At 44.8% G+C, this 13,188-nt stretch carries 12 protein-coding genes and 1 pseudogene; 7 read left to right on the forward strand and 6 right to left on the reverse strand.

Going from position 1 to position 13,188, the window contains the following annotated elements; translation table 11 throughout:
• The first annotated feature begins 30 nt into the window (after nt 1-30).
• Nucleotides 31-750: a DUF1223 domain-containing protein gene (locus tag JCM23214_RS00610; protein WP_025896963.1), complete on the forward strand. Its 720-nt coding sequence runs from the start codon at nt 31-33 to the stop codon at nt 748-750.
• Between the two features lie 95 nt (nt 751-845).
• Complete coding sequence (locus JCM23214_RS00615; protein ID WP_025896964.1) at nt 846-1,673, forward strand: NUDIX hydrolase; 828 nt, start codon at nt 846-848, stop codon at nt 1,671-1,673.
• A gap of 7 nt (nt 1,674-1,680) precedes the next feature.
• Here JCM23214_RS00615 and JCM23214_RS00620 read toward each other — a convergent pair whose 3' ends face one another.
• The 3 genes and pseudogenes from JCM23214_RS00620 to htpG all read right to left on the reverse strand — a co-directional run bounded on the left by JCM23214_RS00620 (nt 1,681) and on the right by htpG (nt 5,033).
• Nucleotides 1,681-2,001 carry a hypothetical protein gene (locus JCM23214_RS00620; RefSeq protein WP_025896966.1) on the reverse strand — a complete coding sequence of 107 codons (321 nt, stop codon included), beginning with the start codon at nt 1,999-2,001 and terminating at the stop codon, nt 1,681-1,683.
• Nucleotides 1,991-3,049, reverse strand: coding sequence for a hypothetical protein (locus JCM23214_RS00625; RefSeq protein ID WP_025896968.1), 1,059 nt, complete (start codon nt 3,047-3,049; stop codon nt 1,991-1,993). Before JCM23214_RS00625 ends, JCM23214_RS00620 begins: the two co-directional genes overlap by 11 nt.
• Before the next feature lie 113 nt (nt 3,050-3,162).
• Nucleotides 3,163-5,033, reverse strand: a pseudogene (gene htpG, locus JCM23214_RS18385) (molecular chaperone HtpG).
• A 340-nt stretch (nt 5,034-5,373) separates the two neighbouring features.
• On the opposite strand from htpG, the gene JCM23214_RS00635 reads away from it, so the two are divergent.
• Nucleotides 5,374-6,108, forward strand: coding sequence for a UTRA domain-containing protein (locus tag JCM23214_RS00635; protein WP_025896969.1), 735 nt, complete (start codon nt 5,374-5,376; stop codon nt 6,106-6,108).
• A 133-nt stretch (nt 6,109-6,241) separates the two neighbouring features.
• Nucleotides 6,242-6,898, forward strand: a complete 657-nt coding sequence (locus JCM23214_RS00640; protein ID WP_025896971.1) for a LuxR C-terminal-related transcriptional regulator — start codon at nt 6,242-6,244, stop codon at nt 6,896-6,898.
• A 27-nt stretch (nt 6,899-6,925) separates the two neighbouring features.
• Here JCM23214_RS00640 and JCM23214_RS21865 read toward each other — a convergent pair whose 3' ends face one another.
• Both JCM23214_RS21865 and JCM23214_RS21870 read right to left on the reverse strand, forming a co-directional pair.
• Nucleotides 6,926-7,639 (reverse strand): DUF8689 domain-containing protein, encoded by a 714-nt coding sequence (locus JCM23214_RS21865; protein ID WP_051547971.1) that lies wholly within the window; start codon nt 7,637-7,639, stop codon nt 6,926-6,928.
• 65 nt (nt 7,640-7,704) lie between these two features.
• The gene (locus JCM23214_RS21870; RefSeq protein ID WP_051547972.1) at nt 7,705-8,421 is read right to left on the reverse strand and encodes a cyclic di-GMP-binding domain-containing protein, MshE-related; all 717 of its coding nucleotides are present in this window, start codon (nt 8,419-8,421) and stop codon (nt 7,705-7,707) included.
• Nucleotides 8,422-8,609: 188 nt separating this feature from the next.
• Here JCM23214_RS21870 and JCM23214_RS00650 point away from each other — a divergent pair, with 188 nt between their 5' ends.
• Nucleotides 8,610-8,936: an ACT domain-containing protein gene (locus JCM23214_RS00650; RefSeq protein WP_025896972.1), complete on the forward strand. Its 327-nt coding sequence runs from the start codon at nt 8,610-8,612 to the stop codon at nt 8,934-8,936.
• Nucleotides 8,930-9,136, forward strand: a complete 207-nt coding sequence (locus JCM23214_RS00655; protein WP_025896973.1) for a hypothetical protein — start codon at nt 8,930-8,932, stop codon at nt 9,134-9,136. The genes JCM23214_RS00650 and JCM23214_RS00655 overlap by 7 nt, the downstream gene beginning before the upstream one ends.
• Before the next feature lie 32 nt (nt 9,137-9,168).
• Here the strand turns inward: JCM23214_RS00655 and JCM23214_RS21875 are convergent, their stop codons facing one another.
• Nucleotides 9,169-11,964 carry a CHASE3 domain-containing protein gene (locus JCM23214_RS21875; RefSeq protein WP_025896974.1) on the reverse strand — a complete coding sequence of 932 codons (2,796 nt, stop codon included), beginning with the start codon at nt 11,962-11,964 and terminating at the stop codon, nt 9,169-9,171.
• A gap of 324 nt (nt 11,965-12,288) precedes the next feature.
• Here JCM23214_RS21875 and JCM23214_RS00665 point away from each other — a divergent pair, with 324 nt between their 5' ends.
• On the forward strand, nt 12,289-13,077 hold the full coding sequence (locus tag JCM23214_RS00665) for an enoyl-CoA hydratase/isomerase family protein (protein ID WP_025896976.1): 789 nt from the start codon (nt 12,289-12,291) through the stop codon (nt 13,075-13,077).
• Nucleotides 13,078-13,188 lie beyond the last annotated feature (111 nt).

Below are 13,188 nucleotides of genomic sequence, written 5' to 3' on the forward strand. Positions count from 1 at the left end.
TGTGAGCGCAGTGCTCGGTATTGTTCAGGAATGCAGTCACATCTATTTTCCATATGCTTAGCCACGAGCCTTGTGCTATTTGCCGCAATTGGTCAGGCTCGTGATGCCAGGCAAGTGGACACAGTCATCGAACTTTATACTTCCCAAGGATGCTCATCTTGCCCCCCCGCTGACCAGCTTATGGGAACACTTACTGAAAACACAAGCGTTCTTGGACTTTCGTTCTCCGTTACTTACTGGGATTACATAGGCTGGAAAGATACTTTTGCCGACCCTGAAAACGACTTGCGTCAAACACTATATCGGGATCAAATGAATGAACGGTACGTTTACACTCCTCAGATGATTGTGGGAGGCATTTCTCATTTTGTTGGTTCCAGTAGTGAGCAACTTGAAACCCATCTGAAAACATTAAAAGGTCATGCCCGTAAAATTAATTTGAGCTGGCGCTTTATAGATGGCGACATAGAAATCATTCTTCCCCAAACCTCCACTGGGGCGACTCTATGGCAAATGGATGTCGATTATCGCAAGAAAGTGGACATAGGCCGCGGAGAGAACTCTGGGCGAAGTGTTACGTACCACAATATTGTTCGCAACATCGATAAACTGGGTGAGTGGGATGGCTCACCAACTACGTTGAGATTAAAACTCGACGATCTGCAGGCAAAGGGAAGAGATGCCTGCGCGCTCCTTGTTCAGGAACAAAATCATGGCCCGATCATTGGCGCTTTGATGATTGACCTTTAACATCCCTGGAACAGCTTAGGCAAAATTATGGTTGATTGCCTTTTGCGATTACCGCAATCTAGTATTTACGCACAAAAGCAAAAAGGAAAAGCGTAATGACTAAAGATGCTGTGCCTCTAAAGCCCGCCGCCACCGTTCTTCTTGTTCGCGATAACATTACCGAACTTGACAGGCTCGAGGTTTTTATGGTGGTTCGCCATCACCAAATTGATTTCGCCTCCGGCGCCCTTGTTTTTCCTGGTGGAAAGGTTGACAAAGCTGATCTTAAAAAAGAACTGGCCGACCACCTGCCTGCTGCACAACCACTAGATGATCCGCTATTGTCATTTAAGATTGCCGCCATCCGCGAAGCTTTTGAAGAATGTCATGTTCTCCTCGCACGTGACCGCAGTACCGGCCAATTGGTAAGTCCTGAAAAATTGGAGACTCTTACTGAAAAATATCGAAAAGACATGCAGGCAGGAGATATTGATATCCTTAAAATGGCTGATGCTGAAGATTTGGAATTAGCGACAGAAATGCTCGCTCATTATTCACATTGGCTCACCCCAACTTTTATGCCCAAACGTTTTGACACCCATTTCTTTATCGCTAAAGCTCCCCCGGAACAGTTGGCTGTCCACGATGGCGAAGAATCTGTCGATTCCGTCTGGATCGGCCCGCATGCCGCCATGGAAGGGGCAAAAAACGGAAAATACACAGTCATTTTTCCAACACTGATGAATATCGAATATCTGGCAAAATACTCGAGTGCCGACGAAGCAATCACAGATGCAAATCGCACCAAGACCGTTACAGTGTTGCCAAAACTTGAAAATACAGATGACGGGAAATTTCTGAACATTCCTGCAGAAGCGGGTTACAGCCTCACTCGCAGGAAAATTGACCCTATGATGGACCCAGATCAGAAAAGGAAGGCATAAATCAGAACTATATTATCGCGAGAACTGTTCTTAACCCCTTGAGGAGACCTTCCACAAACTCCCCGTTGCGTTGAGCAGACTTCGCCCAAGCTTCAATGATTTCAAAACTTGATCGGCTACGAGCAAGGTGCTCAGATAAAACTTTATACTCCTGACTACGCTGGTGAAAAGGACTTGCCTGTAGTGCCTGAATTTCACTGTATATTGCCTGCTGGGCCTCAACAAGCTGCAGCTGCAAGTGTTTTGGCAGTTGAGGTGAATTTTTATCATCAATCAGGCGCTCTGCGTACCGAAGTTTCTCCAATGCCGTCATTTGATCAATTGTCATGGATTTCTCCTCTCGTTAAATCTTTAAGCTTCGATCGCAACGCAGAAATATTCTTAACAAGATGTCGCTGGTTAGCTGGCAAATAGGTTGTCGCAACATTGGGAGACGGAAAGGAAAGATAGTCTTCACTTTTTTGAACTCTATCACTTGAAGAAGCAAGTAACCGTTTGAATTCGCTATGTAAAACTGCAAATTGCAGATATGAATCCCGTAGCTGCAGGAAGATCTGCTCAACCTCCTCTTGAAATCTCTCTAACCTATAAATTCGATCTAGAAGAAGCGGTCTGTTCGGCGACTCTTTCAGCTCTTTTGGAAGAGCCAGATTTATGCGTGTTCGCCATGTCTTGTTTATATGAAGAAGTGATTCATTGACCAACGCCCGCAAACCCGCTCGACAGGCTGGGATGGTGTTTAGTTTGATGGGAATGCTCGGATTAATTCTCGAAGTGTCACAGGATTTAGTGTCGCTCCGGACATCCCCTACATCTAAATACAACAAAAACACGATCCGCTGAATATCAGGATTTGCCTCGGACACAAGTTCCGCCAGTTTCGCAATTGTTTTTGGATAGTAAAAATATGAAGAAAATTGACCAATTTTATTCCCGATTATATCCAGATGCTCTTCTGACAGATTCCCAAAACCCTTTAGATCAATATCTTTCATCCCTCCCAAATCCAGTGCTTTCGTCGGTTCGCTCAACTCACCCTCAAGCTGCAATGCGTTCAAAATATTTAAAGAATAGACTTGCAAGCTGTGGACCAACTGCCGTCGGAGACGTATATCATTCGCGGTAAACAGTGCTGGAAAGTTCGTATTTGGACGACCGCCCAGATCAAATTGCAAATTAAGATTGGTTTGCAGGGCGAGCCGGTTTGCCTCTTCAGAAAACTCCAACGAAATCTCGTGTAATTCACCAATCAACTGCGCCGACTGCGAGAGATTTACCGCCATTTTTTGTAATTTCGGATCCGGAATATAACTGCAGGCTCCGGTCTGAAAGCAAATCAGTAATCCAACGACTAGTTTTATGTAAAGGCCAGGCATTTGAGACGATCCAGCTAAAAAGTGTTTCTTCTAACAGACGTCTGGAATAATAGTTTGTGCCAAACAAAAAGGGGCGGCTAAGGCCACCCCTAATTATCCATATGCTGTTAGATTTATAATCCTTTAGCCATAAAGTTAGCCATTCGCTGCGAAAACGCTACGGGATCGACAAGCTGTTCGCCTTCAATAATATACGCCTGGTCTAACAACAAGAGCGCAGCTTCACTCAACAGGTCCGATGTGCCTTTTTTCTCCGCCTTGCTCATAAGCTTTTTGATCAGATCATGCTTTGGATTGATTTCCAGAATCCGCTGAGATGCACTACCCCCTAATTGTTTGTGAGCTTTGAGAATTTTCTCCAGATGCATATCCATATCCCCTTCATCTGCGACAAGACAAACCGGGCTGTCTGTCAAGCGAGAAGAAGCGCGGATATCTTTTACCTTGTCTTTAAGCGACTGCCGAAAAGCACCGATTAGCAAATCCAACTTTGGTGCATCTGCTTTTTCCTCTTCTGTTTCCTCTTCAGCTTTGTCTTTGATGGCATCCAACTCCGCCGATCCTTGCGTGACAGATTTAAAGGACTTACCTTCAAATTCGCTCTGACGGCTCAGCCAGAAATTATCAACTGGATCGCTCAGCAACAAAACCTCAATTCCCTTCGCTTTGAAACCCTCAAGTTGCGGGCTTTTGCGAATGGCTTCCGCACTGTCACCTGTAATATAATAAATGTGCTTTTGATCTTCAGGCATTCTGCCAGGTAATCTGCCAAAGATGAGTAACTTTCGGAGTTGGTCGTTTTAAATACGGCCAATTTCAACAGCCGTTCTCCATACTCCATGTCCTCATAAATGCCTTCTTTGAGTACAGCGCCAAAGTTATCCCAGAATATATGAAAAGCTTCCGCATCATCTTTGGCTTTCTTTTCAATCTCGGAAATAACTTTTTTGACAAGTCCTGATCGAATTTTTCTAAGAACAGGATTGTTTTGCAGCATTTCCCGGCTAACATTCAGCGGTAAATCCTCTGAATCCACAATACCTTTCACGAAACGAAGATAAGCAGGAACCAGTTCCTCACAATCGTCCGTAATAAAAACACGCTTTACATATAACTTGAGTGACGATTTACGATCAGGATTAAACAGATCGAAAGGCTGTTGGGATGGCAAAAACAGCAACATGCTGTATTCTAGAACACCTTCAACCTTGCTATGAATAATGCTCCAGGGTTCATCATACGCTTGACCAACATGGTGATAAAACTCTATATATTGCTCATCCGTAATCTCAGATTTTGGTCGCGTCCACAATGCACTCGCAGTATTAAGAGTCTCGTCTTCTGCCCCATCTTCTGTTGACGACAAAATAACAGGTAGTGCAATGTGATCTGCATACGTTCTTATAACTGACCGAATGCGATGCGCTTCCAAATACTCGCTGGCATCTTCTTTCAAGTGCAATGTTATAGTTGTACCCCGCCCTTCACGAGAAGCCTCCGAAATCGTATAGCTGCCAGCGCCGTCAGAAGTCCATTTATGAGCTTCACTCTCACCTGCTTTGCGACTAACAACTTCAACCTTGTGGGCGACCATGAAAGAAGAATAGAAACCAACACCGAATTGACCGATTACACTGACCGCCTTGTTATCATCTTCGGAAAGTTGTTCTACAAAATTTGATGTGCCCGAGCGAGCGATGGTGCCGAGGTTTTCAACCATCTCCTGCTTGGACATGCCAATACCGTTATCCGCGATGGTCAGGGTTTTCGCCTCTTTATCCACCGATAAGCGAACATCAAAGTCGCTATCACCCTCGGTCAGTGATGGTTCCGTCAAGGCCGCATATCGCAGCCTGTCGCATGCATCAGAAGCGTTTGACACTAGCTCCCGCAGGAAAATCTCTTTTTCGCTGTAAAGTGAATGAGCAACAATATGCAATAGTTTGGCAACCTCTGCCTGAAACTCATGCTTAGTCTCTGTCATTTTTCCGCAACCTCGTGGCTATCTGAATTTTGTAGCCTCTATATGACGGCAACATCACAGATGATCAAGGTCTAGGACTTAAAAATACTATTGGGTGGTATTAAGTCAGGAACATCAAAAATAAAAAGGCCCGCTCCGAGGGGCGCAAAAAATTCGAAGCAGGCCCTAATGATCAGTAACCGATGTGTGTAGATGGTTTCGATCAATGAAGTTAAGTATATTTATTTGGAATGGTCATTCAAGTAAAAATTATACTTGAATTATTGATCCCAGTGATCTTGCTCACAAAAACAATACTCCATGCGTCCTGTAGGTATCGAAAATCGCGCAGGGCAATAAAATGGTAAAAACTGTATTTTCATCTCGACCAGCATCGGAATCCACCACCCCCAAACCCCTGTATGAGCAGGTTAAATCGTATGTTATGGACAATATTCTTTCTGGCAATTGGCAAATCCATAGCCAGATTCCGTCGGAGCATACTTTGGTAAGAGAACTTCGGATGTCTCGTATGACCATTCATCGAGCATTGCGTGAACTGACCGCAAATGGTTTTCTGAATAGAATTCAAGGTGTTGGGACCTTTGTTGCCAACCCCAAAGAGGAAAAAACCTCTCTAAAACTAGCTGACATTAAGGATATGATTATCGCTCGGGGAAACCGATATGCTAGTGAGGTTAAGTTCCTACAGAGTGAACCGATTGAACCCGACATGGCTCCTCTCCTACAACTTGACACAGGCAGTACCGTATTCAGGTCTTATATAATCCATTGTCAAAATGACCTGCCAGTTATACTTGAAGACAGGTTCACGAGTCCGGCGCTTGCGCCTGAATTGTTAAATCAGGATTTTTCCAAGCAGACAACTGAACACTACTTTAGGGAACAGTACAATTTACTGACCCACCAACACCAAATCTCTGCACAGCCTTCGACACCAGAGCACCACCATTTCTTAAGACTTGAACAGCCCGTCGCATGTGTTCAAATCATTCGCAAAAGCTGGATCGGCACCCAATTACTCTCCTATGCCAAATACACGCTTGCCGCGAACAGATTCCAACTTCACTGTTAAGACGCAACTAAAACTTGAAACCATGCTTCAAAAGTTAACAAAAGGTTAATTTACGATAATTCCATCTATGCAAATTTAACTAATTGTGGTACGTTAAGAAACCTTTTATATATATTGTACTAATATAATAGTTATGAAAATTTTTTTAGCCGACGATCACCCACTATACAGAATGGCTTTGTCAGGATTACTGGCACAGCTGGATAACGAAGTAGAAGTCGTAGACTGCTGCGATTACCGGGAGTTAGGTGACGCATTGTCGGCCGCTACAATCAGGCCAGACCTCATTTTGCTGGATCTTTCCATGCCGGGGATGGACTATGAAATAGCTATTCCTGAATTGAAAAGAAGCTACCCAGATGTATCTCTGATTGTTGTCTCAGGAACAGAAGACACATCTGACATGTCACAAGTTTTAAACCTTGGTGCTGAAGGCTTTATCCCCAAATCATCAACTCGTGAAGTACTCTTGAGTGCAATACGTCTTGTACTCTCTGGCGGGAAATACATCCCGTCGCAAATATTTAGCAAAGACGAAAGCACTGAAACAAAGTCCGGTGCTTTGAGCTCAACGCAAATTTTAGGCAAGGGCGATGTATCTACAAGTGCACTTACAAAGCGTCAGAGGAATGTACTGGATTTAATGGCGGAAGGTCTTTCCAATAGAGAAATAGCAAATGCCTTGAACCTTGCTGAAAGCACAGTCAAGGTGCACATTACGGCCATTTTCAGAATCTTGGGTGTATCCAATAGAACTCAAGCTGTCCTTCTTCTAAAAGAATACGCTTAAGTGTGCTATTAGGCATCATCAAATTCATTATCCAATAGCAGCGACATTTTCACTCCGAGGCTTAAGTGATTTTGCGGATGTAGCGCCTGTACCCGCCGCGTCAGAAGTATAAAGATTCTTAAGCGCATCGATGACCAATTCAACAGTAAAATGGGGCGGCTCACCCGTATATTTACAAGCCGAAACCACCTGATCAACAATAAATTTCGGTTGGTAGCAGGCAAGTTCGAAACTGTTTTTAACTTGTAATTCCTCAATCACGATATCCAGAATCTCCCGCGTCATTTCAAGGCCACGCGCACCAGCAACTGCCTTGAAAATTTCAAAATACTGCTCCTTGTTCGGACCGATTGTCTCAAGCTTATAGGGAATGCGTCGCAAGAAAGCAGGATCCATCAAATCATCAGGCGATAAATTTGTGGAGAAAATGACGAGCTCATCAAAGGGGAGCTGGAAACTTTTACCGGTGTGCAACTTCAAAAAATCTATGCGGCTCTCTAACGGAACAATCCAGCGGTTCAACAGCTCTTCGGGACTGACTAGCTGACGCCCGAAATCGTCAATAATAAATGTACCGTTTGAAGCTTTTACATGCAGCGGAGCTTCATAATAACGCGCGTTAGAATTATAGCTCAAGTCAAGCATTTCAAGGGTGAGTTCACCACCTGTAATAACAACTGGACGCTCGCAAGGCACCCACCTTCCATCAAACTCTTCGCGCCGCAGACCAGCACGGACCAATTCAGAGTCATCTGGCAGTACCGGTTTATGAATAGCAGGGTCGAATACTTTGATAATTTGACCATCTACTTCAAAGCAGTAGGGGATATAAATGATATTTGCAAAAATGTCGGCGACCTTCTCGGCAACCGTAGTCTTCCCGTTTCCCGGAGGCCATACAGCAAAATGCTTTTCCCTGAATTTATGCCAGGCCCCAGTCGACGGACAAAGTCATCAGCAATGACAAGGTTTTCGAAACTACTGGCAATTTTGTCAGGTGACACACGCTCGTTAGTTATTTTTTGTTGCGATATCCGCTCTTGATAACTCTCAAGCGAAACAGGCGCAGGGCCCACATACTGATTTTGTTGCAGTGATTCCAAAGCAAAGCGCCTGCCCGTTTCCGTCATCACATAACGATTTTCAGAAAAGCTTGTTTGATCAGCAGTTCCCAAGGCTTCCAGGTATTTTCGATCTGCAGCATCCTGTATCAGACGATTGATTACAGGGATCGGCAATTTTATCGCAGCAGAAAATTGTGACGCTGTTTCAAGACTATTTGTATAGATTGCCTTAAATAGAATTTTAAGAAGGTTGGATGTCGGAATACCGGTATCTGCTATTGTTTTAGGCGCATGCGGAGCTTCATAGATGACTTTTTCCACATCATCCTGACTCACAATGCCCAATGCAACCAAATTATCCCCCAGCTTGCCTCCATACTCCTTCTGACGGGCAAGCGCGAGTTCAATATCATCCTTGGTCACCAGCCCGTGGGCCATCAACAGGTCGCCGATTAACATCCTTCTGGTCTCCAGCGGAAATTGGGTATGTTGCAACCCTGAATTTAAAACTAGCCTCAAAAGGTACGCCTGTTTCGTTAACACGTGGTTAGAAACTGCAAAAATTTTGATCTTTCTCTACTTCACGAAAACCACAAATATATGCTAATTCTGATATATCAAGTTACGCATAAAGCTGGAATATCATCATGGCAACTTACAAAGCGCTCTTAACTGTCTTCTCACCTGATCGAGTTGGTCTGATTTCAGAAGTAACTGGTTTGCTTTTTGATCATGGTGTTAATATTGGGGACACCAGCTTTTCCATTTTGGGAAAAGGCGGCGGTTTCAACAGTATTGTTGAGATACCTCAAGATTTATCCGAACAGGATTTAATCAATGCCCTTAAGTCTCTCGCATCATTGATCGACGCTGATATTGATCTGAAACGGTTCAGCCTTCCTGATCAAGAAGCACCTCCTAAATCAGTTACTCACCAGATTTGGTTTGAAGGAAGTGATCAGCCGGTTTGCTAGCCCGTATTTCAGAGGTATTTACGGATTTTGGTGGCAATATTATCAGCCTTAAATCTGAACAGCGCCATAATCAAGATGAGCGCCTGTATATTACTCAGATTGATGCCAACATTCCGCCGGAGCGTGCCTCCAACTGTCTCGCAACCCTTGCCAACACAGCCGCGGGGCTCGGCCAAAAAATATCAGCGCAACAACTGTAGCGGTACAATAGCACCGCTACATAGTTTAATAATTATGCGGAACGAACATTCCTGAGGAAGCTTGAAACCTCTTCACTCAATTCCGCAGACCTCTGCGCAAGGTTTGACGACTGCTCCAGAATTTGGCCTGCGGCGGCGCCAGTTTCTTCCGCTGAACGAGTCACATTGGAAATATTAGCCGTTACTTCACTAGTTCCGGTAGATGCATCCCCAGCACCTCTAGAAATTTCCTCAGTTGACGCAGATTGTTCTTCAATAGCAGCAGCAATCGCTGCAGAAATCTCATCCATCTGACTTATAGTGGATGAAATTCCCTGAATTGCGTCTACAGATTGCTGTGTGGCCCCCTGAATTCCACTAATTTGGCTACTGATTTCGTCTGTAGCCTTAGCGGTTTGATTGGCAAGATTTTTCACTTCAGCTGCCACAACCGCAAATCCTTTACCCGCATCTCCAGCGCGCGCTGCTTCGATCGTCGCGTTTAGCGCAAGCAGGTTTGTTTGCTCAGCGATATCAGTGATCAGCTCTACGACTTCGCCAATTTTCTGGGCAGAATCTACAAGAAACTTGATTTGCTGATGGGTATCTTCCGCCTGACGTACAGCATCACCTGCAACTCTGGTCGAATGTGACACTTGCGAACTGATCTCGCGAATTGAACTTGACATCTCATCAGCCGCAGCGGCCACAGCACGCACGTTTTCAGAGGCCTGCTCCGCCGACCCCAACGCGCTAGATGTTTGAGAGTTGGTCTCTTCAACAACTTTCAACATTTGCTCAGATGACGAATGCATGTCTCTCGCTGCTGTATCCACGGCGCCTGCAATACTGCCGACAGTTTTTTCGAACTCATCAGCAAGACGCATCAGATTTGCGCGGTTCTCTTCTTCCTGACGTTTACGCTCCTCAGCCGCTTGAGCTTCACGCCTACTTTCTTCTTCAGCTCGTTCTGCAGCCCGTTTCTGCTGTTCTGCTTCTGCTTTTGCTGCTTCTTCACGTAGTCTTTCAGCTTCAGTTGCATTCTCTTTAAAGACACGCATAGCTTTAGCCATTTCCCCGATTTCATCTTTTGTATCAGCTGATGGAACATCCGCATCAAGCTTACCATTGGCAAGCTCGTTCATCGCTGTTGTCATTTTACGTATAGGATTAGCAATGCCATTTCCGATACCAAGGGCCAGGAACAGGCCAATTACCACAGCGCCCAGCACACAAAGCGCGATAATGATGTAGGTATTTAACACTGTAGACTGCGCTGCTTCGCTCTTTTCAGCCATAACCTGCTGCTCTACGCCCGTAAACTCACCCATCACGCTCAGAAATTCGTTGAAATATTTTTGGCCGCGGGCTTCACCCACCAAATCAGCCATATCATCCATAGTCTTCGCGTCGCCAATGCTGCGACGCAAATCAATCATGCCCGAAACCACATCTTTTTGCCACGCCGCAACAGTTGCAGCCGCTTCTTCAAGCTTTTTAGCCTGTCCAGCATCGTCTTCCTTTACACGAGCAACCAGATCTGAAACCGCTTTTTTGAAAACTTTTTCACCTTCGGTATATGGCACGAGAAAGCTGTCCTGACCTGACAGAAGATACCCGCGCATACCGGTTTCCATATCCGTTGCTGCGGACAAAATATTCAAAGCAGCAGCAATGATCTCATAGCTTTCACTCACTTTTTCTTCATTAACGATCATCACAGCGATACCTGCATCGACCTTCTGTTCGGCCGCCAGTGCATCTGCTTTTCTAAAATGTATCCGTTCAGTTTCCGCCTGGGATACGCTGCCAATCGCTTCTTTGAATGCTTTTAGTGGCTCGTCCCTTTTCTTGCTTCCAATAAAGCCGTTTAGTTGCAGCAGGTTACCGGTGCCATTATCCAGCGCTTCTCTAAATCCAATTGCCGGTTTAATGGATTCCTCAACCCAAGTATAAAGATGCTCTTCAGCTTCCAGTATCTTTTCAACGTGCTTTTCGTCCTGCTCAACCTCCAGACCAAGCACTTCAACTTCGGCAAATACTAAATCCTCAGCGCTTTTGTAGTTTTCAAGAAATTTACGGTTTCCACCAATCAGATACCCCCGCAATTCTGCTTGCATCTTTACAATCAAATTATCTACACGCGACACTGCTGTTAAAATATTTTGTGTGTATTCAACGGCAGATGCTGTTTCCTGAACAACCTTGAACTGCTCACGCACAGCGTCTTTCGCACTGGCAAACTCAACCTGCCGTTCTTGCAAGCGAGTGCGTTCCGCAGCAATAAACTCATTGATTTGTTTGCGGAATTTCTCGAAAAATACTTTACCTTTCGCTTCTCCCACCAACTTCGCCATATCATTCATGGTTGGTGCATCACCAATTTGACGGCGCAATTCTATTGATGGCTCCGTCACATTCTCTTGCCATTCACGAAGGATCTGCTCCGTTCTGTTCAAGCGCTCAAGCTGTTCAGGGTTAGACGTGCCAATTGAGTCCCGAAGCCCCTGAATAAGTTCGTAGGTTTCAACTTCACCTTTTTTATATGGTTCTAGAAAACTCTCCCGACCTGCTAGCAGATAGCCGCGCATACCGGTTTCCATATTCAAGGCAGACGTTTCAATTGCGGTGGCACGTTCTGTAATGTCTCTCGATTGGTTCAACGTTACGCTTGTTTCAACAAGGCCGTTCACATTAAAGCCAGCAACCAGCCCCAAAACCAACAGCAGTACCAGCGGCGAACAGATACCGATCAGGATTTTTGTCTTGGTTTTCAGATTGGCAAATTTTCTTTCGATACCTTTTACAAAGGCAGGCTTCATAGATTTGAGCTTTTTTTCTGCTCCCATAACACTTCCACGTCCTTATGCTACCGCATCACATGCCACACACCAGCATGTGCCTGCTTTCCATAAACTGGTCATTATCCAAGGCTGAAAAGAGACCAGGCCCCAATTTGTGGTTAATTTTTATCGCAATTAATTAATATGACCTTAAACGCATAAAAATTTTACCTGATGTAACAGCTCCACAACATCAAACTACACGTAAGTTATTGTTTTATATATTTTATTTATTAACTTTGATTGGGTAGTGGTCGATTGCTATTGTATATGCGCCAGAAAAAAATAAAAAAATGAAAGGCATCAGCATTCACCTGATGAAGCGGATACATGAACAAAACTGATTACAAAACACTCAGGCTTGAGATCCAGGATGGAATTGCTCAAATTATTCTCAGCAGACCACCCGCAAACCTGATCGACTATGATCTGACCCACGAATATCTTTCCGCATTGGATGCCGCTGATAACGATCATTCCGTTCGCGTAATCATATTGCGCGGTGAAGGAAAAGGACTGTCAGGGGGGGTAGACATACGGTTTCTAGAAAAATTCGGTCCAACCGAAATGAAAGAGTTTCTCTCTCTTTTTTATATCAAAACAGTGGAACGGGTTCGCGCATTGAATAAACCAATCATTGCGGCTGTGCACGGTTACGCCCGTGAGGGAGCCTGCACTCTGGCCTTTGCATGCGATATGATCATCGCATCTGATGACGCAGATTTTGGATACCCCGGCGTTCCAAACCTTGCATCGCCTCCGGGAATGCATGTCTGGTTCCTACAAAAGTTAATTGGGCGGATGAAAGCAGCAAAACTGATTCTGACTGGGGATCCTATCTCCGCCAATGAAGCAAACACACTTGGCCTTGTTACAGATGTCGTACCGAAAGAGCGGCTGCTCCAGCACACCATTACACTTTCGAAACGAATAGCTGAACACTCACCCCATGCGTTAAAAATTACCAGAGAGCTGATGTATCGCGTGGAGGATATGAGCTTTAATCAGGTCCCGCCCACAGCTTTGGATGCGATGGCGGTTGCATTCGGATCAGAAGACAGCATCGAAGCTCGCAAAGCCTTCAACGAAAAAAGAAAACCGGTCTGGAAAAATACGTAATCCACCTAGATTAGCCTGAGCTTTGAAAGCTGAAAATGCGGTTTAAAAATGTGACGTATGTACACAAAACGCGGGAAGCCACATCTGTAACATGAAAGCTTGTGTTCACGG

It is taken from the genome of Sneathiella glossodoripedis JCM 23214, assembly GCF_000616095.1.
Classification (GTDB): Bacteria; Pseudomonadota; Alphaproteobacteria; order Sneathiellales; family Sneathiellaceae; genus Sneathiella; species Sneathiella glossodoripedis.